Here is a 25,367-nt window from a genome sequence, read left to right as displayed (position 1 = left end):
CGGACCCGGGGGTCGCGGCCGCTCGGGAGCGGCCGCAGGACGCGCTACCAGCGGTAGTGCGCGAAGGCCTTGTTCGACTCGGCCATCTTGTGGGTGTCCTCGCGACGCTTCACAGCGGCGCCGAGTCCGTTCGACGCGTCGAGGATCTCGTTCATGAGACGCTCGGTCATCGTCTTCTCGCGACGGGCCTTCGCGTAGCTGGTGAGCCAGCGGAGCGCGAGGGTGTTGGCGCGGTGGGGCTTGACCTCGACCGGGACCTGGTAGGTCGAGCCGCCGACGCGGCGGCTGCGGACCTCGAGGGTCGGACGGACGTTGTCGAGCGCCTTCTTGAGCGTGACGACGGCGTCCTGGCCGTTCTTGGCGGAGACTCCCTCGAGGGCACCGTAGACGATGCGCTCGGCGAGGCCCTTCTTGCCGTCCAGGAGGATCTTGTTCACGAGCTGGCTGACGACCGGTGCGCCGTAGACGGGGTCTGCGACGACGGGGCGCTTGGGAGCGGGGCCCTTACGAGGCATTACTTCTTCTCCATCTTCGCGCCGTACCGGCTGCGAGCCTGCTTGCGGTTCTTGACGGCCTGGGTGTCCAGGGCGCCGCGAACGATCTTGTAGCGGACACCGGGGAGGTCCTTCACACGACCGCCTCGCACGAGCACCATCGAGTGCTCCTGCAGGTTGTGGCCCTCGCCGGGGATGTAGGCGGTGACCTCGGTGCCGTTGGAGAGCTTCACGCGGGCCACCTTGCGGAGGGCCGAGTTCGGCTTCTTGGGCGTGGTCGTGTAGACGCGCGTGCAGACGCCGCGCTGCTGGGGGTTGGCCTTCAGGGCGGGCGCCTTGGTCTTGGTGACCTTGGGCGAGCGTCCCTTTCGGACCAACTGCTGAATCGTTGGCACTGATTTGCTCCTTGAATGCTGCACGGTGACAGCGGATCGATGGTCGACATTCGGCCTGTCCGTCGCCGGACGCGGCCGAGTTCATCTGGACCCGACGCACCCTCCTGCACCGGCGAGCGGCGCAGAGGGGAGGAGGACGGGTATGCCGTGGGGGCCGTCCGATCGGACGAACCCGCGGACCCTTGCGGACCCGGTGGAGCGAAGCGCGGCACGCGATCGACCCGGAGGCACGACACGAGCGCACGGCAAAGCGCACACCCGAAGAATATTACGGGGAGTGACGGGGCCGGTCAACCGGACGGCGTCCGCCGTCAGCGAGCAGGGCGGCGGGCGGGCTACTCCCGCTCGTCCCCCTCCCAGCCCCAGTGGGGCGTTCCTCCGCCGGCGTCGCGACGCGCCAGCAGCAGCAGGAAGACGAGGTGGACGGCCGCCGCCAGCACCCCGGTCGCGATCGCGAAGACCGTGCCGGCGTGGTCGAGCGCGTAGCCCAGGATCTCGCCCGGCTGCTGGAGTCCGAGACCGTAGATCGCGCCGCCGACGAGCAGGAACAGGAGGTAGACGACGACTCCGGCGAGCAGCGACGGCCCGAGCACGCGGGTGACCGACGGGCGCGCGGCGAGGGTGATCATCGAGAGCAGGACCGCCACGACGCACGCGCCGACCGCCGCCGGGCCCAGGATCGGGCCGGCGTCGCGCTCGGGCACGACGTCCTGGTCGAGCAGGAGGCTCAGCACCCCGAAGGCGCAGACGACCAGGGCGAGGTAGAGGAACGCGGCGAACGCGGCCAGGGCGATGCCGTAGCCCAGTCCCGCTCCCCTGCCCTGCTCCCCCGGCGAGGTCACGACTGCGCGGCGGCTTCCCGCTGGGCGTTGCGGCGCTTCATGCCGCGGGCGCGCGCGGCGATGAGGGCGCCGCCCCAGACGCTCACCTCGCGGCCGAGCACCGCGGCCGCGGCGACTCCGAGGAGGACGGCCGGGTCGCTCAGGAACTCCACGAGCTCGGTGCGGTCGGCGGGCGGAACGGCTCCCCCGATGTCGTACCAGGCGCCGGCGAGCGCCGCCGCTCCGGCGAGCAGGGCGATGAAGAAGCCGCCGAGGACGTAGGCCCACCATCCGGCGCGGTTCACGGCGAGGACGAGGAGGGCGAGACCGATCAGGAACGCGGCGACGGGCGCCAGGAACGCGGCGGTGGGACCCTGCGCGAGGGCGACGGCGAGCGGATCGCCGGGTGCGGCGTCCACGACGAGACGGATCGCCGTGAGGCCGGCCAGCAGCACGGCCGCGAAGACGGCGGTGGTCAGCAGGGCGAGGGCCAGGCCGGCGATCCGATTGCCCTTCCTCCGCGGCGGCGCGGGCTCGGGCTCCACCGGTCCGAGCGGGGACGGCTCGGCGGGTCGGGCGGCAGCGGGCGCCGCAGCGGGCCGCGCGGCAGCGGGTGCCGCGGCGGGTGCTCCGCCGGTCAGCGGCTCGGGCCACACGTACTCGCGGGTCTTCTGCGGCCCGGTCGCGGTGCCCGACCCCTCGGGCGCGGACGGCATGCGCTCGGTCTCGGCGTCGCTTCTCCAGGTCACCCGGTCAGGATAGGCACACGCCCGCGCGGGAGCGGTGAGGCGCGCGGCCACCCGCAGAAGGGTGGCACGACGGCGTCACTCCAGCGGGTTCAGCAGGCGGTGGAGGAACTGCCGGGTCCGCGGCTCCCGCGGTTCGCGGAGGATCTCGGCGGGCGCGCCCCGCTCGACGACCACACCGTCGGCCATGAAGACCACCTCGGAGGCGACCCTCCGCGCGAACTCCAGCTCATGCGTGACGACGAGCATGGTCCAGCCCTCGGCCGCGAGCTCGCGCATCAGCGACAGCACGTCGCCGACCAGCTCGGGATCGAGCGCCGAGGTCGGCTCGTCGAAGAGCAGGAGCTCGGGACGCAGCGCGAGCGCGCGCACGATCACGACGCGCTGCTGCTGCCCGCCCGAGAGCTCGAAGGGGTAGGCGCCGCCGCGGCCGCCCAGGCCCACCCGCTCGAGCAGCGCCTCGGCCTCGGGGACCACCTCGGACGCCGGGCGGCGCTGCACCCGCAGCGGCCCCTCCGTCACGTTCTCGAGCACGCTGAGGTGCGGGAACAGGTTGAAGTGCTGGAAGACCATGGCCGAGCGGTCGCGCAGCGCCGTGAGCGGGCGCCGACCGACGCCCGCGGCGAAGTCGAGCGAGGTGCCGTCCGAGAGCACGACCACTCCCGCGTCGGGCACCTCGAGGCTGTTGAGCGAGCGCAGCACGGTCGTCTTGCCCGAGCCGGACGGACCGATCAGGGCGATGACCTCGCCGCGGCGGATGTCGAGGTCGATGCCGCGGAGGACCTCGACGGAGCCGAACGACTTGCGCAGCCCCCGGACCGAGAGCACGGGGCGCGCGTCCTGCGGGGCGTCAGCGGGCGACATAGCGGTCCAATCGCTTCTCGAGGAGGCTCTGCCCGCTCGAGAGCACGAGGCAGATGAGCCAGTAGATCAGGGCGGCCTCGAGGTAGAGCAGCATGAACTCGCTCGACGCCGTGGCGATCTTCTGCGCCTGGCGGAAGAGCTCGGTCACCAGGATCAGCGAGGCGAGCGAGGTGTCCTTCACCAGCGAGATGAACGTGTTCGACAGCGGCGGCACCGACACGCGCGCGGCCTGCGGGAGGATGATCCGCCGCAGGGCGAGGCCGCGCCCCATGCCGATCGTGTGCGCCGCCTCCCACTGCCCCTTGGGCACGCTGAGGATCGCCGCCCGGATGACCTCGGCCGCGTAGCCGCCGACGTTCAGGGCGAACGCGATGATGGCGCTGGGCCACGGATCGATCCGCACGCCCAGGCTGGGCAGGCCGTAGAAGATGACGAAGAGCTGCACCAGGAGCGGGGTGCCGCGGATCACGGAGATGTAGACGCGGGCGATCCACGCGAGGATCCGGACCTTCGAGAGCCTCATCAGCGCGACGGCCAGGGCGAGGACCAGCCCGAGCACGAAGCTGGCGAGAGCGAGCGGGATCGTGCCCACGAGGCCGCCGGACAGGATCGGCCAGAACGACCGCAGGACGAGGTCGAGGTCCATGTGGTCTCCTCTCGCCGGGGCGATGGGCGGTGCGGGCGGCCGGTCGGTGCGCGTCGCTCCCCTGGGATGCTGTCATGCATCCGGGACGGACGCGGGAGGTTGCCACGGAGCCGGCCCGCGTGGGAGGCGCCGTGGACGACGGGAGGGAGCCGGCGCGGGCGGCCGACCCCCTCCTGTGCGGTCCTACTCGGAGACGTCGGCTCCGAAGTAGCGCTCGGAGATCTCGGTCAGCGTGCCGTCGGCGCGGAGCTCGTCGAGCGCGTCGTCGACCGCGGCGACCAGGTCGTCCGAGCCCTTCGGGAAGGTGAAGGCGCTCTCGGAGCTGTCGTCGGTGGTCACCGCGACCTTGAGGCCGGCGGCCTGGTCCGGGAAGTTCGTGGACCAGTCGAGCCAGGTGAGGCGGTCGTTGATGGTCGCGTCGACGCGGCCCTGCTCGACGAGGGCGACGGCCTGCGCCCAGCCCTCGACGCCCTCGACCTGCGCGCCGGCGTCCTGCGCCAGCTCGTACCAGTTGCTCGAGAGGGACTGCGCGGTCGTCTTGCCCGCGAGCGAGTCGAGCGAGGTGATCTCGGTGTCGGCGGTCGGGACGACCACCACTCCGGGGCTCACGGCGTAGGGCTCAGAGAAGTCGTAGCGGGCGCTGCGCTCGTCGTTGATCGAGACCTGGTTCGCGATGACGTCGAAGCGGCCGCCGTCCAGGCCCGCGAACATCGCGTCCCACTGCGTCTCCTCGAACTCGGGCTCGACGCCCAGCTTCTCGGCCACGGCGGTGATGATCTCGACGTCGTAGCCCGTGAGCTCGCCCGTGCCGCCGTCGGCGTGGAACGAGAACGGCTGGTAGGTGCCCTCGGTGCCGATGGTGAGCACGCCCGCGTCCTGCACCTCGGCGAGAGTCAGGCCCGAGTTCGCCGCGGTGGTCCCCTCGTCGGTGGAGCCGGAGACGGCGTCCTCGGTGGAGGCCGGCGCGCAGCCGGCGAGGACGAGGGCGGTGGCGGCTGCGGCGGTGCCGAGCAGGACGCGCAGGGGGGTGCGGGCGGAGAGGTGCGTCACGGTGGGTGTCCTTCGGTGCTTCACGATGTCGTCGCGCCGGTGGTCGGCGCGGGTTCCCGAGCGGGGGCTCCGGGAGCGGGACGGCGCGGACCGGATCCGCGGCCGCCCGGAGTGACGATAACCACCGGGAGGGGGCGGCCTATTCCCCGATGTCCCCGGATGACGGCGCGAGCGCGGCGAGGAACTCCTCCGCTCCCGCCACCTCGTCGGCGGTGAGGCCCTCGGCCGACTCCGGACGGACGAGGTGGAACGGGGTGTCCTGCTCGCGCGCCCAGGCGTACGCGTCCTCGCGGAGGTTGTCGTCGATCCAGACCACGGCGTCGATCGGCCCGGTGGCACGCGCCTGGTCGAGCCACAGCGCGACGGGCTGCAGCTTGCCCGTGCCGCCCGGGAAGCGCGCATCGCGCGGAAGGCCTCCGCGGAACACGATCGCCTCCGTTCCCTCGGGCAGGCGCAGATCGCGGGCGAGGACCGAGGTGAGCTCGGGCGGCCAGGTGGTCGCCCAGACGATCGTGCCGGCGGCTGCGAGGCGGGCGACCAGCGCGGCGCGGTCGGCGTCGAGCACCAGCCGGTGGCCGCCCGCCGCCCGATCGCTCACGACGGACGGATTCAGGACGCCGTCGACGTCGAGGAGGATGAGCGCGGCCATGCCTGCCACCGTAGCCGCGGCACCCCGGGCACCGCGAGGAGCCGTAGCGTGGCGGGATGCCTCCCTCCGCTCGACTGCCCGGCGGTCGCACGGTCGCGCTCGAGCCGGACGCGCTCAGGGCCGGATCACTCGTGCTGACGATCGACGGCTCGGAGCAGTCGCTGATCGACCCGTCGGACCCGGGGGCCCTCGACCTCGAGTACACCGCCCGGCTCGGAGCCGTCGTGGACGCCCTCGCTCCGCCCCGGCGGGCCGTGCGCGTGCTGCACCTGGGCGCGGGCGCCCTCTCGCTCGCGCGCTACACGCAGTGGACGCGGCCGGGATCCGAGCAGACAGTCGTCGACGTCGAGGAGGGACTCGTGGAGTTCGTCGTCGAGCACGCTCCCCTGCCGCCGGGCACCCGCCTGCGTGTCGTCACGGCCGACGCCTCAGCGTCCCTCCCCGGCGGCACCGTCGATCTGGTCGTCCTCGACGCCTACGACGGCGACGAGATCCCGGAGGGGTTCTTCGGCGCGGCGGCACTGTCCCGGATCGCCGACCGCGTCGGCGAGGGACTGCTGGCCGTCAACGTGGCCGACGACGCCGACCACCGACGCCTCGAGCGGATCCGCGCGGCGGTGGAGCCGCTGCTGTCGGTCACCGAGGCCGTCGGAGCGGAGTCGTTCGTCCGCGGCCGGTCGGCGGGCAACGCGATCCTGCTCGCCTCACGCAGCGCCGTCGCCGCTGAGGTCGCCGTCCACCTGCTGGCCGCGGGCCCTCATCCGGTCGCCGCCGCTGCGCAGCGCCACGTCGTGCCCGTCGAGGTTGCGGTAGAAGTCGACCCGTGACTCGAGCGCGATGCCCGCGTCGAGGTACTTCACCCTGATCCGCTTGATGTAGGTGCGCACGGTGTGCTCGGCGATCCGCATCTCGACCGCCACCGTCTTGACCGCGGTGCCGGCCCCGTAGGAGCGCATGACGCGGCTCTCCTGCGGGCTGAGGACAGGGCGGCGGTCCTCCTCGGTCATCAGGAAGCGGCCGCGGGCCGCCTCGGAGATCCAGGTGCGGCCGGACGAGACCGACACCACGGCCGCGGCGAGGTCGCCGGGGTCGTCGCCCTTCCAGACGAATGCCGAGCGCTCGAAGCGGAGCACGGCGCGCACGGTCTCGAGCCCGAGCATCGTCGACAGGGCCACGACTCCGCGGTACCGGCCGACGAGACCCGCCAGGGTGCGGACGAGGTCGCCGGTGGCGACGCCGTCGAGGTCCACCACGGCGACGGTGCCGGTGTCGGCGCGGCTCGACGCGTCCTGCACGTCGAACTGCGGAAGGGCCGCGCCCAGGAGGGCGAGCAGGGCGGCGCGGTCGATCGCGAGACCGTCGACGACGGTCAGGGCGAGACGCTCGGTCTCGGGCACGGGGACTCCTCGTGGGCGCGGTCGGGAGCCGCCCCCGGGGGCACCGTAGCGCCCTCGGAGCCCGCGGACCAGATCTTGGGACACACTGTCTCCACCGGGACCGGCCCCCGGGCTCCCGGCGACCTCGGCGCGTCTCGGGGTGTCCCCAGTGCGCGGGGCGCCCTGCGCGGGCTAGTGTCTGGCGGATGGACCGCCTCGACACCTCGACCCCCCGCGCCAAGAGGCTCCCGGCCGAGGAGGTGCGGGAGCGGATGCTGCACGCCGCCCGCGGGGTGATCGCGGAGAACGGCCTGACGGTCGGCTTCGCGCACCTCCCGATGGAGGAGTACATCCGGCTCGCGGAGGTCCCGCGCAGCTCCGTCTACCGCATCTGGAGCACCCGCGAGGAGTTCGTCGCCGATCTGATCGGCGAGGTCTTCGTGCGCGACCGCTACGCCGGCGGAACGGACCCCGAGGCGCAGGAGCTCATGCGGGAGGTCTACGAGCGGCACAGCGACCGCCTGTCCACGTCCCGCGGCCGCCGAGCGGTCGCGTGGGAGATGATCCGGATCGGGGCGAACGCCAACATGGCGAACCTGCGGCGCTCCGTCGACTGGTCCTCCTACAACGCCCTGCTCGCCTGCACGTTCTCGATGGAGGAGGGACCGGCCCGTGAGGCCGTCCGCGCGACCGCGAAGCGCATCGAGACGATGCTCACGCACCGGATGCAGACCTTCTACCAGGAGATGCTCGACGTGTTCCACGGGAGCATGCGCCCCGGATTCACCACGTTGCAGCTCGCCCACCTCACCGCGATCGTGATCGACGGGCTGGCGCACCGCAGCCGGCTGATCGACGAGGAGCTCGACGCGACGATCACCGCTCCGGGCCTGGACGGCGAGCCGGTGGAGTGGAATCTCGCCGCGTGGACCATCCGCTCGATCGTCGAGGGGATGCTCGAGCCCCCCGCCGAGGACTAGGGCGCCGAGGACTAGCCCTCCGGGATCGGCTCGCAGAACCCGTCGATCAGCATCATCACTCCGGCGACGACGAGGCTCGGCGACTCGGGCCGCTCGGCGACGAGCGGTCCCGTGACCAGCTCCGGCGCCGCGATCCTCGCGACGCAGAGCCCTTCGATGTACGCCGAGATCGCGGACGCGAGGGCCGTGTACTCGTCGCCGAAGCCGGGGCGCAGCCGCAGGCCCGCCTCGGTCAGCGTGTAGCGGTAGTACTTGGCCATGTTCTCGATGAAGTGCTGCTGGCGCTTGCGGAGGGCGTCGTGGACCACTCCGCGGACGGGCTCGTCGTGCGACTCGACGGTGCCGGCGAGCGAGACGAAGTTCCGCCAGTGCCGCGAGGCGAAGGTGTTCTCGTAGTTGGCCTCGATGGCGACGGCCACGGAGGCGACGAGGGTCGCGCGCCGCTCGTCGGCCGGGGCCTCGGCGTCCGTGTTCCGCTGCAGGTAGGTCGCGCCCACCTGCAGCGCCGGCTCGTCGAGGCGGGTCGAGAGGAGCCGGTCGGGGATCCTGGCGAGCAGTTCGTCGAAGAAGTCCTGGCGGCTCGGCCAGATCCGGTAGACCGTGCTCCGCGGGACCCCGGCCGTGCGGATGAGGTCCTCCAGCGGGAGGTGGGAGACTCCCACCCGCAGGCCGTCGCTGCGCACGACGTCGAGTCCGGCATCGACGAGGCGGGAGCGGACCTGCTCGCGCGTCAGTCGCGGTGCGCGCGCGGGGGTCGCGGGCGGGACGGGGGTCTGGCTCATGCGGCCTCCGGCGGGAAGGCGGAGGCGCCGTCGTCGGCCCCCGCTGCTGGGAGCGTAGCGCGTGTCCCACAGTCGTCGGGACGGGCGCGGCCCGCTGCGGGCCCGTGAGCCGAGCGGGCCGCGCTGCCTGTCCCCCTGGTGGCCGCCCCATCGGCCTCGCCCACGGTAAGCGCAGTCCGAGCGTGGAGTCAAAACATCGGGACATCATGTCGCGTCGCGGGGCGCGCGGATCGGCTGTGCTCAGCGGATCGGACGGCGACGCGGCTCCTCGGACGGCGGGAGGTCGGACACGAGCGGGGGCGTCGGCGCCTCACCGCGGGAGTGCGCGAGGGAGGCGGCCACCGCGTCGGCCGCCTCCGCTCCGGCACGCTCGGCCAGCGCCGCGTTGCGCATCAGCCACGCGTGGTGGCAGGGGCTCGCGGCGATCCTCGTCACGACGGAGGCGAGACGCATCGCGTCCCCCACCCGCGCGAGCGGGTTGAGCTCCGCGAGGACCGATGGGACGTCCGGCAGCGACATCAGCGTGTAGCGGCACGTCGAGACCATGTACTCGTCGACGCCCGCCTCGGCCGATCGCGCACCGACGATCACGTCGCCCAGATCGAGGTCGCGGGTGCGCGCCCCGAGGACGGACACCAGCGTCACGCGGATGTCCCCCGCGAGAGCCACGACGTGCACCGCGGCCGGCCACGGCGGGAGCCGGCTCAGCTCCGACGAGCCCGTGCGCATCGCGATGCCGGCCTGGGAGGAGAGAGCGTCGATCATCGGCATCCCCGTGCACTCCCCCGCCCGCGCCGCGTCCTCGGACGCCGCCTCGCCGCAGGACGCGAGGAGGGCCGAGACCCCGAGCCGGGACTGCGGCTCGAGCCCCGCGACGACCGCGGGGCTGACCGACCCGGTCGACTCGATCATCTCGCCCAGGCGGGCGGCGAGGTCCGAGCCCGTGTTCGGCGTGCCGAAGGTGATGACGTCCGAGACCATCGACTCGACGCTCACCCCGTCGACCTCCTGGCTGAGCGCCTGGCGAGCGGCGAGGCCGCCCATCGAGTGCGCCACGACGATCGCCCTGTTGCCGGTGGCGTCCACCAGGCAGGCGAGGGAGGAGGCGAGCGCGTCGCTGATGCCCGGATCCGTCACCCAGCGCGCCGAGAGGTCGCGGTAGTCGAACGTGTAGACGAGGGAGCCCTCGATGTCCTGCAGCGTGCCGATGACGGAGCGCTCGGCGACGACCCCCGGCTGATCCGACTCCTCGCCCGGAGGGTCCGTGTCGGCGCCCGCGACCAGGTCGACGAGGTGCGAGAAGGCGCCGGTGCGGGCCTCGTCGTGCGTCGAGGTGCCGAGCCAGCCGTGCACGACGACGATCGGCACGTTCTCGGCGGAGGGGGTCGCGTCGACCTCGTCGTCCTGCAGGACGGGAGCGAGCTGAGCGACTCCGCACGAGGCGGGGACGGACGGCGCTGCGACGGCGGGCGCTGCGGGCAGCACGACGGCACCGACCGCCACGAGAAGGGCGGCCAGCGCGACGACCACGACTCTCATCCGCGCGTATCCTCACCGCTGCGACCCCGACCGGACGGGCGCGGGGCGGTACCCCCGTCGAACGTCCCTCGAGTCAATCACCGTCGCGGGGGCCGTGCGGTTGCTGGGCGACTCCCACTCACCCCCCTTGCGGTGGGCAACCGGCGTGGCGGGCTCACTCCGGGGACGACGAAGGCCCCGCCGGGAACCCGGCGGGGCCTTCGATCACTCGGTCGGAGCTCAGCTGTAGTTGCCGGGCTCGTATCCGTCACTCGAGAACGAGTCGAAGTCGACGAACGACAGGTCGGCGTCGCTGAACGCGGCGTCGTCGGCGAAGATGCGGTTGGGGTACCGCTCGGCCTTCGCCTCCTCGGTCGCCTCGACGGACACGTTGCGGTACTTCGGGAGACCGGTACCGGCCGGGATCAGCTTTCCGATGATCACGTTCTCCTTCAGGCCCAGCAGCGGATCGCGCTTGCCCTCCATGGCCGCCTGCGTCAGGACGCGGGTGGTCTCCTGGAAGGACGCGGCCGACAGCCACGACTCGGTCGCGAGCGAGGCCTTGGTGATTCCCATGACCTCCTGGCGGGCGGACGCGGTCCGCTTGCCCTCGGTCAGAGCCGCACGGTTGACCTCGCTGTAGCGCGAGCGGTCGACGAGCTCGCCCGGCAGCAGATCCGTGTCGCCGTGGTCGACCACGGTGACCTTGCGGAGCATCTGACGGACGATGACCTCGATGTGCTTGTCGTGGATCGGCACACCCTGCGAGCGGTAGACGCCCTGGACGCCGCCCACCAGGTGCTTCTGGACCTCGCGGACGCCCAGCACGCGCAGGACCTCCTTGGGGTCGACCGTTCCCACGTGCAGCTGCTGTCCGAGCACGACCGACTGGCCGTCCTCGACGAGGAGCTGCGAGCGCTTGAGCACCGGGTAGATGACCGCCTCGTCGCCGTTGTCCGGCTGGAGGATGAGTCGTCGGGCCCGGTCGGTGTCCTCGATCGTGATGCGACCGGCGGCCTCCGCGATCGGCGACGCACCCTTGGGGGTGCGGGCCTCGAAGAGCTCCTGCACGCGGGGCAGACCCTGCGTGATGTCGTCGGCCGAGGCCGATCCACCGGTGTGGAAGGTGCGCATCGTGAGCTGCGTGCCGGGCTCGCCGATCGACTGGGCCGCGATGATGCCGACGGCCTCTCCGATGTCGACGAGCTTGCCGGTGGCGAGCGAACGGCCGTAGCAGGCCGCGCAGACGCCGACGGCGGACTCGCAGGTCAGGACCGAGCGCACCTTGATGTGGCGCACCTCGGCTCCGACCAGCTTCTCGATGAGGACGTCTCCGACGTCCTCTCCGGCCTCCGCGATGACCTCGCCGGCCTCGTTCGTCGCCGGGGTGGCGAGCGAGCGGGCGTAGACGGAGTTCTCGACGTTGGAGTCCTGCGACCAGGCGCCGGTGGCGTCCTGGAGCATGATCGGCAGCTCGAGGCCCTTGGTGGTGCCGCAGTCGTCCTCGCGGATGATGACGTCCTGCGAGACGTCGACGAGTCGACGCGTCAGGTAGCCCGAGTCCGCGGTGCGGAGCGCGGTGTCGGCCAGACCCTTGCGGGCACCGTGCGTGGCGATGAAGTACTCGGCGACCGACAGGCCCTCGCGGTACGAGGAGATGATCGGTCGGGCGATGATCTCGCCCTTCGGGTTGTTCACCAGGCCTCGCATGCCCGCGATGTTGCGGACCTGCAGCCAGTTACCACGGGCACCGGACGTGACCATCCGGTTGATGGTGTTGTCGGTCGGGAAGTTCGCGCGCATGGCCTTCGCGACCTCGTCGGTCGCCTCGGTCCAGATCTTCACGAGCTCCTGGCGACGCTCCGCCTGGGTGGTCAGACCCTTGTCGTACTCGGTCTCGACCTTCGCGGCCTTCTTCTCGTAGCCCGCGATGATCTCGGGCTTGGAGGGGGGCGTGAGGATGTCCGACAGGGCGACGGTCACACCGGACCGGGTGGCCCAGTAGAAGCCGGCGTCCTTGATGCGGTCGAGCGAGGCGGCGACCTCCACCTTCGGGTAGCGCTCCGCGAGGTCGTTGACGATCCCGGAGATGGTCGTCTTGTCGGCGACCTGCTCGAAGTAGGGGTAGTCGACCGGCAGCGCCTCGTTGAAGAGCGCGCGGCCGAGCGTCGTGTCGAGCAGGATCGGCGCGGTGACCTTGCCGCTCTCGTCGAGCTCGACGCCCTCGGGTGCCGTCCCCTGCGCGAAGAAGACGTCCGACATGCGGATCTTCACCTTCGAGTTCAGGTGCAGCGAGCCCTGGTCCTTCGCGAGGATCGCCTCGGAGACCGAGGAGAACGCGCGTCCCTCACCGGCGGCACCCTCGCGGATGGTCGTCAGGTGGTGGAGGCCGATGATCATGTCCTGCGTGGGCAGGGTGACCGGACGGCCGTCGGAGGGCTTGAGGATGTTGTTCGACGCGAGCATCAGGATGCGCGCCTCGGCCTGGGCCTCGACGGACAGCGGCAGGTGGACGGCCATCTGGTCGCCGTCGAAGTCCGCGTTGAACGCGGCGCAGACGAGCGGGTGCAGCTGGATCGCCTTGCCCTCGACCAGCTGGGGCTCGAAGGCCTGGATGCCGAGTCGGTGCAGCGTGGGCGCGCGGTTGAGCAGGACGGGGCGCTCGCGGATGATCTCCTCGAGCACGTCCCACACCTGGGGGCGCGAACGCTCCACCATGCGCTTGGCGGCCTTGATGTTCTGCGCGTGCGACAGGTCGATCAGGCGCTTGATGACGAACGGCTTGAACAGCTCCAGCGCCATCTGCTTGGGCAGACCGCACTGGTGGAGCTTGAGCTGCGGTCCGACGATGATCACCGAGCGGCCCGAGTAGTCGACGCGCTTGCCCAGCAGGTTCTGGCGGAAGCGCCCCTGCTTCCCCTTGAGCATGTCGCTCAGGGACTTCAGGGCGCGGTTGCCGGTTCCGGTGACGGGACGACCGCGGCGGCCGTTGTCGAACAGGGCGTCGACGGCCTCCTGCAGCATGCGCTTCTCGTTGTTCACGATGATCTCGGGGGCACCGAGGTCGAGCAGGCGGCGGAGTCGGTTGTTGCGGTTGATCACGCGGCGGTAGAGGTCGTTCAGGTCGCTCGTCGCGAACCGGCCTCCGTCGAGCTGCACCATCGGGCGCAGCTCCGGCGGGATCACCGGGACGACGTCGAGCACCATCGCGGCCGGCGAGTTGCCGGTGGCGAGGAACGAGTTGACGACGCGCAGGCGCTTGATGGCGCGGATCTTCTTCTGACCCTTGCCCTCGGCGATCTGCAGGTGCAGCGTCTCGGCCTCGGCCTGGAGGTCGAACTGCTCGAGGCGCTTCTTGATCGCCTCGGCGCCCATGTAGGCCTCGAAGTAGACGCCGTAGCGGTCGACGAGCTCGTTGAAGACCGCGTCCTCGGGCTTGAGGTCGCCGACCTTGAGGGTGCGGAACTGCTCCCACACGCTCTCGAGCCGCGCGATGTCCTCGTCGAAGGACTTGCGGATCTGCGACATCTCCTTCTCGGCGCCGTCCTTGGTACGGCGCTTCTGGTCGCTCTTGGCGCCCTCCGCCTCCAGGGCGGCGAGGTCGGTCTCGAGACGGGCCAGGCGGTCCGCGATGCGGGAGTCGCGCTGGTCGGAGAGGGTCTTGATCTCGAGCCGGAGCTCGTTCTCGAGGCCGGGCATGTCGGCGTGACGGCCGTCGTCGTCCACGTCGATGATCATGTACGCCGCGAAGTAGATGACCTTCTCGAGGTCCTTCGGCGCCATGTCCAGCAGGTATCCGAGGCGCGAGGGGACGCCCTTGAAGTACCAGATGTGGGTGACGGGGGCGGCGAGCTCGATGTGGCCCATCCGCTCGCGGCGGACCGAGGACTTGGTGACCTCGACGCCGCAGCGCTCGCAGACGATGCCCTTGAAGCGGACTCGCTTGTACTTGCCGCAGGAGCACTCCCAGTCGCGGGACGGTCCGAAGATCTGCTCTCCGAACAGGCCGTCCTTCTCGGGCTTGAGGGTGCGGTAGTTGATGGTCTCGGGCTTCTTCACTTCACCGTGCGACCAGCGACGGATGTCATCGGCCGTCGCGAGGCCGATGCGCAGCTCGTCAAAAGTGGTTACGTCGAGCAATGTTTTCTCCTTGTCGGAAAACAGGTGTCTCGTCAGAGACGGGAGGTCGTCAGATGCTGGCGCGGGATCAGATGTCGTCGACGGAGGACGACTCGAACCGGGAGGAGATGTTGATGCCGAGCTCTTCCGCGGCGCGGTAGACCTCGTCATCGGTGTCGCGCAGGCTGACCGCGGTGCCGTCGGCCGAGAGGACCTCGACGTTCAGGCACAGCGACTGCATCTCCTTGATGAGGACCTTGAAGGACTCGGGGATGCCCGGCTCCTGGATGTTCTCACCCTTGACGATGGCCTCGTACACCTTCACGCGGCCGAGGATGTCGTCCGACTTGATGGTGAGGAGCTCCTGCAGCGCGTAGGCGGCGCCGTAGGCCTCGAGGGCCCACACCTCCATCTCGCCGAAGCGCTGTCCACCGAACTGCGCCTTACCACCGAGCGGCTGCTGGGTGATCATCGAGTACGGGCCCGTCGAGCGCGCGTGGATCTTGTCGTCGACGAGGTGGTGCAGCTTCAGGATGTACATGTAGCCGACCGAGACCGGGTCCGGGAAGGGCTCCCCGGAGCGTCCGTCGAACAGCTGCGTCTTGCCGGACGAGCCGATCAGGCGCTCACCGTCGCGCGTCGGGGTGGTGGAGTCGAGGAGCCCGGCGAGCTCCTCCTCCGCCGCACCGTCGAACACGGGGGTCGCGACCTTGGTGCCGGGCGCCGCCTCGCGGGCGTGCTCGGGCAGGCGCGCGGCCCACTCGGGCTCGCCGTCGACCTTCCAGCCCTGCTTCGCGATCCAACCGAGGTGGATCTCGAGGACCTGGCCGAAGTTCATGCGGCCGGGGACGCCGAGCGGGTTGAGGACGATGTCGACCGGGGTGCCGTCGGCGAGGAACGGCATGTCCTCGACCGGCAGGATCTTCGAGATGACGCCCTTGTTGCCGTGGCGGCCGGCGAGCTTGTCGCCCTCGGTGATCTTGCGCTTCTGGGCGATGTAGACGACCACGCGCTGGTTGACGCCCGAGCCGAGCTCGTCGTCGCCGTCCTGCGCGTCGAACACCTTGACGCCGATGATCGTGCCCTGCTCGCCGTGGGGCACCTTCAGCGACGTGTCGCGGACCTCGCGGCTCTTCTCGTTGAAGATCGCGCGGAGCAGGCGCTCCTCGGCCGAGAGCTCGGTCTCGCCCTTGGGCGTGACCTTGCCGACGAGGATGTCGCCGGGGCGGACCTCGGCGCCGATGCGGATGATGCCGCGCTCGTCCAGGTCGGCCAGGAGCTCCGGGCTGACGTTGGGGAGGTCGCGGGTGATCTCCTCCTTGCCGAGCTTGGTGTCGCGGGCGTCGACCTCGTACTCCTCGATGTGGATCGAGGAGAGGACGTCGTCCTTCACCAGGTTCTGGCTGAGGATGATCGCGTCCTCGAAGTTGTGACCCTCCCACGGCATAAACGCGACGAGCAGGTTCTTGCCCAGCGCGAGCTCGCCGTTCTCGGTGGCGGGGCCGTCCGCGACGATCTCGCCGACCTCGATGCGCTCGCCGGCCGAGACGACCACGCGGTTGTTGTACGAGGTGCCCTGGTTGGAGCGGTCGAACTTGCGCAGGAAGTAGGTCTGCGTGCCGCCCTCGTCCAGCTGGACGGTGACGGAGTCGGCGGAGACCTCCTGGACCACGCCCGCCTTGTCGGCGGTGATCACGTCGCCGGCGTCGATGGCCGCGAAGCCCTCCATGCCGGTTCCGACCACGGGCGACTCGCTGCGCAGCAGCGGGACGGCCTGGCGCTGCATGTTCGCGCCCATGAGCGCGCGGTTCGCGTCGTCGTGCTCGAGGAACGGGATCAGCGAGGTCGCGACCGACACCATCTGGCGCGGGGAGACGTCCATGTAGTCGACGCGGTCGGCGTCGACGAGCTCGACCTCTCCGCCCTTGGGGCGGACCAGGACCTTGCCCTCGGCGAAGTGGAAGTCCTTGGTGAGGGGGGCGTTCGCCTGGGCGACCAGGTACTCGTCCTCCTCGGACGCGGTGAGGTAGTCGATCTGCTCGGTGACGCGACCCGCGACGACCTTGCGGTACGGGGTCTCGATGAAGCCGAAGGAGTTGATGCGCGCGAAGGACGCGAGCGAGCCGATCAGGCCGATGTTCGGGCCTTCCGGGGTCTCGATCGGGCACATGCGGCCGTAGTGCGACGGGTGGACGTCGCGGACCTCGACGCCGGCGCGCTCACGGGAGAGACCGCCGGGGCCCAGCGCCGACAGGCGGCGCTTGTGGGTCAGACCCGCGAGCGGGTTGTTCTGGTCCATGAACTGCGACAGCTGCGACGTCCCGAAGAACTCCTTGATCGCGGCCACGACGGGGCGGACGTTGATCAGGGTCTGCGGCGTGATCGCCTCGATGTCCTGCGTGGTCATGCGCTCGCGGACGACGCGCTCCATGCGGGACAGGCCGGTGCGGACCTGGTTCTGGATCAGCTCGCCGACCGCGCGGATGCGGCGGTTGCCGAAGTGGTCGATGTCGTCGACGTCCAGGCGCAGGTCGACCGGAGCGCCCTCGCGGACACCCGGCAGCGTGGTGCGGCCGTCGTGCAGCGCGACCAGGTACTTGATGGTCGCGATGATGTCCTCGACCGTCAGGACCGAGTCGGACAGCGCCTTGTCGATGCCGAGCTTGCGGTTGATCTTGTAGCGGCCGACCTTCGCGAGGTCGTAGCGCTTGGAGTTGAAGTAGAAGTTGTCCAGCAGCGCGCGGGCGGCCTCGGCGGCGACCTGCTCGCCCGGACGGAGCTTGCGGTAGATGTCGCGGAGAGCGTCCTCCTTGGTGAGGATGTTGTCCTTCTCGAGCGTCAGCTCGATCGACTCGTAGCCGGCGAACTGCTCGAGGATCTCCTCGCTGGTGAGGCCGAGGGCCTTCAGGAAGACGGTCACCGACTGCTTGCGCTTGCGGTCGATGCGCACGCCGACCTGGTCGCGCTTGTCGATCTCGAACTCGAGCCACGCACCGCGGCTCGGGATGACGCGGGCGGAGTAGATGTCCTTGTCGGACGTCTTCTCCTGCTGGCGCTCGAAGTACACGCCCGGCGAGCGGACGAGCTGGGACACGACGACACGCTCGGTGCCGTTGATGATGAACGTGCCCTTCTCGGTCATGAGCGGGAAGTCGCCCATGAAGACCGTCTGGGTCTTGATCTCACCCGTGAGGTGGTTCATGAACTCGGCCTCGACGTACAGAGGAGCGGCGTAGGTCTTGCCGCGCTCCTTGCACTCCTCGATCGTGTACTTCTCGGGCTCGAGGTACGGGTTCGTGAAGCTCAGCTGCATCGTCTCGCTGAGGTCCTCGATCGGGGAGATCTCCTCGAAGATCTCGTCCAGACCGGAGTTGGCGGGGAGGTCCTCCCGGCCGGCGGCCTTCGCCTCGGCGACGCGGGTCTTCCACGCCTCCGAGCCGACGAGCCAGTCGAAGCTCTCGGTCTGCAGTGCGAGCAGATCCGGAACCGTCAGGGTGTCGCTGATCTTGGCGAACGAGAGACGCGATGCGGCGCGTCCGTTCTTGGGTGAGGTGGTGGTTGCGTTGGGCGCAGCAGCCAAGGAAGGAACCTCCGTAGACCCTCGCGGGTCTCAATCTGTGGGATGTGTGGAGTGGGCTCCCGCCGGGCGGGCCGACACCCGCCCTCCACACGCCGCAGGGACCGTTTCGACACGGTCTTCGGGGTGGGGGCTAGAGTGTGGCATCGGCATCCACCATCTGATGCCGGGTTCCGGTGACCTGCCGACCGCAATATGAGGGCGTGGGTACTCGGGAGCGCAAAGTACAAATATAGATGCATCGCGCCACGCCGCGCAAGTGCAGATCCTTGCGTCGTGTCGCGGCGTCCGGTATACGTCCCGGGCAGGCCGCCGTCGGGGTGCCGCGTCCCTCAGACTGAGGGGATGCAGGAACGAACCGGACGCCGACGCGGCGACGACGCCGAGCACCCCCGCGCGGTGCTCTCCAGCGGCTACCTCGCGCAGATCGAGCCCGACCGGCACTCCCCCGATGCCGCGACCCTCGTGGTCGACGGGACGCCGCAGTCGCACGTCGACCTGGCCGATCCGACGCACCTGTCCTTCGAGTACGTGCGCCGCATCGGCCACGCCATCGACCTGCTCGCCCCCGAGGGCGAGGCCGTCACCGCGCTGCACCTGGGCGCCGGGGCGCTCACGCTCCCCCGCTACGTCGCCGCGACCCGGCCGGGCTCGCGCCAGCAGGTCGTCGAGATCGAGGGCGCGCTCGTCGAGCTGGTCCGGGAGGCGCTGCCGCTGCCCCGGGGAGCCCAGATCCGCATCCGCCAGGGCGACGCCCGCGAAGTGCTCGGCAAGCTGCCGCCCGGACTCCTGGGCAGCATCGACGTCGTCGTGGTCGACGTCTTCTCGGGGGCCCGGACCCCGGCGCACGTGACGAGCACGCAGTTCTACTCGGCGATCGCCCCGCTGCTCGCGCCCGGGGGCGTCGTCGCCGTCAACGTGGCCGACGGAGGGGCGCTGGCCTTCGCCCGCGCGCAGGCGGCGACCCTCTCCTCCGTCTTCGCGCACACCGCGATCGTGACCGACACGCAGATGCTCAAGGCGAAGCGGTTCGGGAACGTGGTGATGCTGGCCTCCACCGCGCCGCTGCCGGTCGACGGGCTGCCGCGGCGCCTGGCCTCCGACCCCGCGCCCGCGAAGCTCGTGCAGGGCCGCGAGCTCGACAACTTCATCGCGGGAGCCTCCGCCGTGACGGACGACACGGCCACGCCCTCGCCTCTGCCGGCCCGCAGCGTCTTCCAGGTGCGGCGCGGCTGACCCTCGCCGGATGGGCGCGTCCGGAGGAGAGCCGTGCGCTCCGCCCCGTAAACTGGGTCGGCCCGAGCGGCCGCCCGCTCGTCGCACACGACCCGCGACGCACCGGATCCGCACCCCACGAGGAAGCACTGCTCTGAGCATCATCATCCGCCACGATCCCGCGACGCTCCGCGAGGAGATCGACGTCGACGCCGCCCAGGAGCGCCTCGAGGAGATCGGTGCGCTCCGCTCCCTCGCCGCCCTCACCGAGAAGGCCGAGCTGCTGCGCCTGCTCGGCCGGCTCGACGAGGCCTGGGACCTGGCCAACGAGGCCGTCCGCCGCACCCGCTTCTCGGGCGACCGAGCCGAGCTCCTGACCGCACGCGTCCGCCGGGCCCGGCTCATGCAACTGCGCGGGCGCCCCGACGAGGCCCTCTCGGAGCTCGCGCTGTGCGTCGAGGAGGCGCGCACCCACGAGTGGCACCTCGAGCACTCCTTCGCGCTCAAGCACCGGGCCCTCGCGTCCTTCGAGCTCGGCGAGTTCGGTCGCGCCGCGCGCGACTTCGACGCCGCGACCGTGCTCGGCGAGCGCGTGGGCGTCCCGGAGGAGGAGCTCGAGATCGCACGGTTGGGCTTCGCGGCCGCGACCGAGTTCCAGGGCGGCTCGACGCGCGAGCGGACCGAGGGCACCGCCCGCGGTCGCCGCCGGGCCGACGGCGCCAAGGACGCCGCGGCGACCGACGACTCGGACGGCGCCGAGCGCGCCGACCAGGCCTGACGGCTTTCTCGACGGGACGGCGGGCGCGTGGCCGAGCTGGAGCAGGTCCGGGCGTGGGCCGAGGAGCTCCTCGTCGAGCACCTCGACGACTCCTGGAGCTTCGGCTTCGATCACGCGCGCACGCGGGGCGGCGCCTGCCACTGGAGCGACCGGCGGATCACCCTCTCGCGCCACCTCGCCGCCCGCTGGAGCGACGAGGAGGTGCGGCAGACCCTCCTGCACGAGATCGCGCACGCCCTCGCCGGCCCGACCGCCGGGCACGGAGCCGCATGGCGCGGCATCGCCGCTCGCCTGGGGTACACCGGCTCGCGCACGCACAGCAACCCGACCGCCGACGAGCTGGCGCCGTGGGTGGGCACCTGCCCGAGCGGTCATCTCTTCTACCGGCACCGCCGGCCCTCCCGCCCGCTGGCCTGCGGGCGCTGCGCGCGGCGCTTCGAGGCGGCGAACGCCATCCAGTGGCGCCGGCGCCCGGTCCCGGCGGCGTGAGCGCGACCGGCGAGCCGCGCGCGATCCGCGGTCGCGCGCCCAGCACCGGGCAGTGGCTCGAGGAGGCCGACGGACGGCCCTGGTGGTTCGACTCCGGCAGCCTCGCGCTCGACTTCGCGTTCACCGGCGCGATGCACGGCGCCCCCGGTGAACGGCTGCAGTCGGGCGAGGCGCTCGGCGCCTGGCTCGCCGAACGCTTCGACGCGGTGGACGACGGGGCGCGCGAAGCGGACCTGGCCGACGCCCTGATGCTGCGGGACGCGATCGCGCGGCTGGCGGAGGCCGCCGAGCGGGGCGGCTCCGGGGAGCCGGGGGACATCGACGTGCTCAACCTCTTCGCGGCGATGCCGGACATCCCGCCGATGCTGTCGGGCGGATCGCGGCGGGCCGGCCGGGCGACCGCTGCGGCGCGTCAGGCGCTCTCGACGATCGCGCGGGAGGGGGTCGAGCTGCTGGGCGGATCGGGCGCAGGGCGACTCCGCCGCTGCGACGCGGAGGACTGCCGGATGCTCTACCTGGACACGTCCCGCGCGGGCACGCGCCGCTGGTGCTCGATGCAGCGCTGCGGCAACCGGGCGAAGGTCCGCGCGCACCGCAGTCGGAGCGCGGCGCGCGCGGCCGGCCGCTAGCCGATGACCTGGACCTCTTTCCAGAACGCGACGTAGCCCGAGAAGTCCTTGCCGACGCGGTCGAACGCGGTGGGGTACGGAGTCGGGTAGGACCAGGCGCGGTCCTTCAGCAGGCCGTCGTCGGACTTCACCGAGAAGTACTGGCACTCGCCCTTCCAGGGGCAGGTGTAGGGCGTGTCGCTCGGCTCGAGCAGCTCGGTCGCGACGCTCGAGGGCGGGAAGTACCAGTTCCCCTCGATCGAGATGAGGTCGGAGTCGGGGGCGTCGGCGAGGACGACGTCGTGGAGGACGGCTTTCATGCGGGCCAGCTTTCGGGTTCGGTCGCGGGGCGGTGCGAGCGGGAGCGCTCCGTGCGAACGCTACGCCGCTCCGGGCCCGGCGGTCGAGGGCCCTCAGCGCAGGACGGCGACGTCGGACACCGAGTCGAGACGGGCTGCGGCGGCGACCTCGTCGGCCCGTCCCGACTCCTTCAGCGCACGACCCGACGGCGACGCCGACAGCAGGTGGGCGCAGGCGCGGCGGAGCCCGGCGAACGACGCGGACGCGACCGCCGCGTCGGGCGACGTGTGGTCGATGCCGAGCGTGATGAGGGCGTCGATGAGCGCCCCCGCGGCGAGCTGGTCCTCGAGGGCGAAGCGCGCGGCTCCGTCCTCGTCGACGTCGCCCGCGGCGACCACGTTGACGCTCGTGCGCCCGCCGTTCTCGTGCTGGCGCTCGAGGATCCAGCGGGCGACGGCGGTGCGGTCGGCGAGCCCGGCCCGCACGACGCGGCCCTCGACGCCGTCCAGGGGCAGCTCCGCGCCGCCGGGCAGCGCGTCGACGACGACGGTGATGTGCGCGGGAGCGAGGACGCGCAGCGCCCGCGGGCCCCAGTCGAAGCGGATCTGGTAGGTCGACTGGTCGTGGGCGGAGGACGCGGCGTTCACCCTGACACGGTACCGGGCGCATACACGGCCGAGCGCTCCCGCGCACCCGGTGACGGCACAGGGCCCTGCGGAGGAGGATGGGCGTCGTGAAGGTGATGCTGAAGCACGTGCTCGACACCGACGTGGACTCCGCCTGGCGCGCTCTGCAGAGCCCGGCCGTGTTCCGCGAGGTGATGTCCCCCCTCCTGACCGCCGCGTCGCTGGACGAGGGCGGATTCAGGCCGACGTGGGGGCTGGGCCCGCACGACGTCGCGATGGACGCTCTCGGGATCGTGCCGATGGGCGCGCAGGAGATCGACCTCTCCTACCGGCGCGTGCCGTCGATGCCGGACGTGCGGATCCTGCGCGACAGCGGCGCTCCGCTCTCGGGCGCCCTGCGGCTGATCACCGCGTGGGACCACCGGATGGCGGTCGCTCCGCTCCCGGACGGGCGCACGCTGTTCCGCGACAAGCTCGAGTTCAGCGCCGGGCTCGCCTCGCCCGCGCTGTGGCCGTCGATGTGGGCGTTCTGGCAGTGGCGCGGCATCCGCATCCGCTCGCTGGCACCGACCTGGCGTCACGACGTGGGCGCGGATGCGCGCCCCCGCGGGGAGGCGGCGGAGTGAGCCCCGACGGCACCGCGGAGGAGGAGGTCGAGCTCTCCCGCGCCGAGCTGATCCGCTTCCAGTGGCCCTCGCCGGAGGACGAGGACGACGACTCGGACGAGGTCTCGCCCCGCCGCAGACTCGCGTCGGCCATCGAGGTGGCCGACTGGCGCCGCCACGTGCACGCCCTGTACGCCGAGGTGCGCCGCCTCTCGAACGTGGACCTGCTCGCGGCGCACGCCTCGTGGATCCGCGGGCGCAACGCGCTCTTCGCGCGCCACCCCTCCACTCCGCTGCTGCCGGCGGACCGAGCGCACTTCCGCTCCCTCGCGATCGCTCCCTACGACGCCTCGTGGCGGTTCGAGCTCGAGGTCGCCCCGGCCGAGGAGCCGCGGAGGATGGACGTGGAGACCGGGACGGACGGGACCGTGCCGTTCGAGCTGGTCGGGACCGTCGAGATCCCCCGCGCCGGGACGCTCGACGTCTGGCGGCTCGGCTCCTACGGCGGAGGCCTCTTCCTGCCGGTCAAGGACGCGCTGGCCGGCACCCCCGGCGGCACGTACGGCGGCGGACGCTACCTGCTCGACACCGTGAAGGGCGCCGACCTCGGCCCCGGGAGCGCCCCGTCGACCCTGGTGCTCGACTTCAACTTCGCCTACAACCCCTCCTGCGCGTACGACCCGGCGTGGGCGTGCCCGCTCGCACAGGCCGGCAACACACTCGGGGTCGAGGTGCCGGTGGGCGAGCGCTACAAGGGCTGAACCGCGCCCGGAACGCGGACTCCGATGCGCCGGGGGATCGGAGTCCGCTAGGGTGGTGGGGTGCGAGCGCGAAGTCTGCGCTCCCCCGCGTCGTAGAACGCCCCTTGTCCCCTGAGGACTCTGACCGTCGAGGACCCCGTCCCGACCATCTGGCGCACCGTGCATGAGGCCTCCGGCCGCGCGCACAGCTTCGTACGGCGAACGGATGTGACCACCGTCACCTTCGCCCGAAAGCCGATCACCCGCGCCCGGCCATACGCCTGCGCTGTCGGATCGGCATGATGCCCCGAAAGGCACCATCCATGTCGTCCATCCCCACCTTCGCCGCTCTCGGCGTCCCCGCTCCCCTCGTCTCGGCCCTGACCGCGAACGGCATCACCGAGCCGTTCCCGATCCAGGTCGACACGCTGCCCGACACGCTCAACGGCCGCGACGTCCTCGGACGCGGCAAGACCGGCTCCGGCAAGACCCTCGCCTTCTCGATTCCGATGATCGCCCGCCTCGGCGGCTCGCTCGCCGGCGGCCGTCGCCGCCCGGGACGCCCGCTCGGACTCGTCCTCGCGCCGACCCGCGAGCTCGCCACCCAGATCACCGCGGCCATGCAGCCCCTCGCCGACGCCTACGGCATCGTCACCACGACGATCTTCGGCGGCGTCTCGCAGCAGCGCCAGGTCGCGGCCCTCAAGCAGGGCGTCGACATCGTCGTGGCCTGCCCCGGCCGCCTCGAGGACCTGATGAAGCAGGGCTTCGTCAACCTCGACGCCGTCGAGATCACCGTGCTCGACGAGGCCGACCACATGGCCGACCTGGGCTTCCTGCCCGTCGTCACGCGCATCCTCGACAAGACGCCGCGCGGCGGCCAGCGCCTGCTGTTCTCGGCGACGCTCGACAACGGCGTGGACAAGCTCGTCAAGAAGTACCTGCAGAACGAGGTGCTCCACTCGGTCGACGAGGCCAACTCGCCCGTCGCGCTGATGACCCACCACGTCTTCGAGGTCGACGGCCTCGACTCCAAGAACGCCCTCGTGAAGACCCTCGCGTCCGGCACCGGCCGCCGCATCCTCTTCATGCGCACCAAGCACCACGCGAAGAAGCTCGCCAAGCAGCTCACCGGCCAGGGCATCCCCGCCGTCGACCTGCACGGCAACCTCTCGCAGGTCGCCCGCGACCGCAACCTCGCGGCGTTCGGCGCCGGCGACGTGAAGGTGCTCGTCGCGACCGACGTCGCCGCCCGCGGCGTCCACGTCGACGACGTCGAGCTCGTCATCCACGTCGACCCGCCCATGGAGCACAAGGCGTACCTGCACCGCTCGGGTCGCACCGCGCGTGCCGGCTCGGAGGGCGACGTCGTCACCGTCGTGCTGCCCACGCAGCGCGGCGACGTGAAGACGCTCCTGCGCAAGGCCGCCATCCAGGTCCAGCCCCAGCAGGTCACGGCCGACTCGGCCGCCGTCGCGAAGCTCGTCGGAGACGTCGCGGCCTACGTGACCCCCTCGGCCGTCGTCGAGCCCGTCCGCGGGCAGTCGCAGGGCGGACGCTCGCAGGGTGCGAACGCGCAGCGCAAGCGCGCGGCCCGCACCGACGGCACCGGCTCCGCCCCCCGCGGCGGACGCGGAGAGCGCTCGGCGGCCCCCGCCGGCGGCTCCGACCGTCCCCGTCGCGACCGCACCGCCGGCTCCGACGGAGCCGCTCGCGGCGGCGCCCGAGGCGGACGCACCCGCTCCGCGGCCCCCGCATCGACCTCCGGCGGCTCGCGCTCGTTCTACAGCACCGCGACCGGCGGCGCCTCCTCGGCTGCGCCGGCCCGCGAGGGCTCCGGCGGCGGCGCCCGCCGCGGCGGACGACGCGCGCAGGGCTGAGCTTGTTCGTGCGCCGCGGGGCGGCGCACCGCGGTCGGCTCTCCGAGGTGGTCGCGATTCGCAGAGCGGGTCGCGTCCGCCTACGGCGATCCGCTGACACGCGGATCAC

General features: G+C 71.7%; 23 protein-coding genes. 8 read left to right on the top strand and 15 right to left on the bottom strand.

Annotated elements, in window-relative coordinates; genetic code table 11:
* Positions 1–44 precede the first annotated feature (44 nt).
* From rpsG to ASF46_RS18730, 9 genes are all read right to left on the bottom strand, one after another.
* A complete protein-coding gene (gene rpsG, locus ASF46_RS03930; protein ID WP_055787043.1) occupies positions 45–515 on the bottom strand; it encodes a 30S ribosomal protein S7 in 471 nt (156 codons plus the stop codon).
* Positions 515–889, bottom strand: a complete 375-nt coding sequence (gene rpsL, locus ASF46_RS03925) for a 30S ribosomal protein S12 (RefSeq protein WP_055787040.1) — start codon at positions 887–889, stop codon at positions 515–517. The genes rpsG and rpsL overlap by 1 nt, the downstream gene beginning before the upstream one ends.
* 335 nt (positions 890–1,224) lie before the next feature.
* A complete protein-coding gene (locus ASF46_RS03920) occupies positions 1,225–1,731 on the bottom strand; it encodes a DUF6121 family protein (RefSeq protein WP_056866499.1) in 507 nt (168 codons plus the stop codon).
* Positions 1,728–2,459 carry a hypothetical protein gene (locus ASF46_RS03915; protein ID WP_157602196.1) on the bottom strand — a complete coding sequence of 244 codons (732 nt, stop codon included), beginning with the start codon at positions 2,457–2,459 and terminating at the stop codon, positions 1,728–1,730. The genes ASF46_RS03920 and ASF46_RS03915 overlap by 4 nt, the downstream gene beginning before the upstream one ends.
* A 75-nt stretch (positions 2,460–2,534) precedes the next feature.
* Positions 2,535–3,320 carry an amino acid ABC transporter ATP-binding protein gene (locus ASF46_RS03910; protein WP_056866497.1) on the bottom strand — a complete coding sequence of 262 codons (786 nt, stop codon included), beginning with the start codon at positions 3,318–3,320 and terminating at the stop codon, positions 2,535–2,537.
* Positions 3,307–3,966 carry an amino acid ABC transporter permease gene (locus ASF46_RS03905; protein ID WP_056866496.1) on the bottom strand — a complete coding sequence of 220 codons (660 nt, stop codon included), beginning with the start codon at positions 3,964–3,966 and terminating at the stop codon, positions 3,307–3,309. Before ASF46_RS03905 ends, ASF46_RS03910 begins: the two co-directional genes overlap by 14 nt.
* A 183-nt stretch (positions 3,967–4,149) precedes the next feature.
* Positions 4,150–5,016 carry an amino acid ABC transporter substrate-binding protein gene (locus ASF46_RS03900; protein WP_056866495.1) on the bottom strand — a complete coding sequence of 289 codons (867 nt, stop codon included), beginning with the start codon at positions 5,014–5,016 and terminating at the stop codon, positions 4,150–4,152.
* 139 nt (positions 5,017–5,155) lie between these two features.
* Entirely contained in the window at positions 5,156–5,665 is a 510-nt protein-coding gene (locus ASF46_RS19085) for an HAD domain-containing protein (RefSeq protein ID WP_056866494.1), read from the bottom strand.
* Between the two features lie 704 nt (positions 5,666–6,369).
* Positions 6,370–7,062 carry a LuxR C-terminal-related transcriptional regulator gene (locus ASF46_RS18730; RefSeq protein ID WP_082485225.1) on the bottom strand — a complete coding sequence of 231 codons (693 nt, stop codon included), beginning with the start codon at positions 7,060–7,062 and terminating at the stop codon, positions 6,370–6,372.
* A gap of 185 nt (positions 7,063–7,247) precedes the next feature.
* On the opposite strand from ASF46_RS18730, the gene ASF46_RS03885 reads away from it, so the two are divergent.
* Complete coding sequence (locus ASF46_RS03885) at positions 7,248–8,021, top strand: hypothetical protein (protein ID WP_056866492.1); 774 nt, start codon at positions 7,248–7,250, stop codon at positions 8,019–8,021.
* 11 nt (positions 8,022–8,032) lie between these two features.
* Here ASF46_RS03885 and ASF46_RS03880 read toward each other — a convergent pair whose 3' ends face one another.
* From ASF46_RS03880 to rpoB, 4 genes are all read right to left on the bottom strand, one after another.
* Positions 8,033–8,803 (bottom strand): TetR/AcrR family transcriptional regulator, encoded by a 771-nt coding sequence (locus ASF46_RS03880; protein WP_056866491.1) that lies wholly within the window; start codon positions 8,801–8,803, stop codon positions 8,033–8,035.
* 240 nt (positions 8,804–9,043) lie between these two features.
* The gene (locus tag ASF46_RS03875) at positions 9,044–10,342 is read right to left on the bottom strand and encodes an alpha/beta fold hydrolase (protein ID WP_056866490.1); all 1,299 of its coding nucleotides are present in this window, start codon (positions 10,340–10,342) and stop codon (positions 9,044–9,046) included.
* Positions 10,343–10,561: 219 nt separating this feature from the next.
* The gene (locus tag ASF46_RS03870; RefSeq protein ID WP_055787000.1) at positions 10,562–14,461 is read right to left on the bottom strand and encodes a DNA-directed RNA polymerase subunit beta'; all 3,900 of its coding nucleotides are present in this window, start codon (positions 14,459–14,461) and stop codon (positions 10,562–10,564) included.
* Between the two features lie 67 nt (positions 14,462–14,528).
* Positions 14,529–18,020 (bottom strand): DNA-directed RNA polymerase subunit beta, encoded by a 3,492-nt coding sequence (rpoB, locus tag ASF46_RS03865; protein ID WP_055786995.1) that lies wholly within the window; start codon positions 18,018–18,020, stop codon positions 14,529–14,531.
* A 342-nt stretch (positions 18,021–18,362) separates the two neighbouring features.
* Between rpoB and ASF46_RS03860 the strand changes: the two genes are divergently transcribed.
* From ASF46_RS03860 to ASF46_RS03845, 4 genes are read left to right on the top strand one after another with little or no spacing between them, the layout of a single operon-like run.
* Positions 18,363–19,253, top strand: coding sequence for a spermidine synthase (locus ASF46_RS03860; RefSeq protein WP_056866489.1), 891 nt, complete (start codon positions 18,363–18,365; stop codon positions 19,251–19,253).
* A gap of 10 nt (positions 19,254–19,263) precedes the next feature.
* Complete coding sequence (locus tag ASF46_RS19550) at positions 19,264–20,010, top strand: tetratricopeptide repeat protein (protein ID WP_200919660.1); 747 nt, start codon at positions 19,264–19,266, stop codon at positions 20,008–20,010.
* Between the two features lie 27 nt (positions 20,011–20,037).
* Complete coding sequence (locus tag ASF46_RS03850; RefSeq protein ID WP_056866488.1) at positions 20,038–20,499, top strand: SprT-like domain-containing protein; 462 nt, start codon at positions 20,038–20,040, stop codon at positions 20,497–20,499.
* The gene (locus ASF46_RS03845) at positions 20,496–21,128 is read left to right on the top strand and encodes a CGNR zinc finger domain-containing protein (RefSeq protein WP_082485380.1); all 633 of its coding nucleotides are present in this window, start codon (positions 20,496–20,498) and stop codon (positions 21,126–21,128) included. The genes ASF46_RS03850 and ASF46_RS03845 overlap by 4 nt, the downstream gene beginning before the upstream one ends.
* Here the strand turns inward: ASF46_RS03845 and ASF46_RS03840 are convergent.
* Positions 21,125–21,427: a DUF427 domain-containing protein gene (locus ASF46_RS03840; RefSeq protein WP_056866487.1), complete on the bottom strand. Its 303-nt coding sequence runs from the start codon at positions 21,425–21,427 to the stop codon at positions 21,125–21,127. The two genes, ASF46_RS03845 and ASF46_RS03840, sit on opposite strands and share 4 nt — an antisense overlap.
* A gap of 93 nt (positions 21,428–21,520) precedes the next feature.
* Complete coding sequence (locus tag ASF46_RS03835; RefSeq protein WP_056866486.1) at positions 21,521–22,054, bottom strand: 2-phosphosulfolactate phosphatase; 534 nt, start codon at positions 22,052–22,054, stop codon at positions 21,521–21,523.
* 77 nt (positions 22,055–22,131) lie between these two features.
* Between ASF46_RS03835 and ASF46_RS03830 the strand changes: the two genes are divergently transcribed.
* The 3 genes from ASF46_RS03830 (at position 22,132) to ASF46_RS03820 (ending at position 25,258) form a co-directional block, all read left to right on the top strand.
* Positions 22,132–22,659: a hypothetical protein gene (locus ASF46_RS03830; protein ID WP_055786976.1), complete on the top strand. Its 528-nt coding sequence runs from the start codon at positions 22,132–22,134 to the stop codon at positions 22,657–22,659.
* Between the two features lie 131 nt (positions 22,660–22,790).
* Complete coding sequence (locus ASF46_RS03825) at positions 22,791–23,399, top strand: DUF1684 domain-containing protein (protein WP_056867427.1); 609 nt, start codon at positions 22,791–22,793, stop codon at positions 23,397–23,399.
* Positions 23,400–23,701: 302 nt separating this feature from the next.
* Positions 23,702–25,258, top strand: a complete 1,557-nt coding sequence (locus tag ASF46_RS03820; protein ID WP_082485224.1) for a DEAD/DEAH box helicase — start codon at positions 23,702–23,704, stop codon at positions 25,256–25,258.
* The last annotated feature ends 109 nt before the right edge of the window (positions 25,259–25,367 follow it).

This window comes from Rathayibacter sp. Leaf296 (genome assembly GCF_001423045.1).
Lineage (GTDB): Bacteria > Actinomycetota > Actinomycetes > Actinomycetales > Microbacteriaceae > Rathayibacter > Rathayibacter caricis.
The sequence above is the reverse complement of the archived record's forward strand: the minus strand, read 5'-3'. Positions and strand labels throughout refer to the sequence as shown.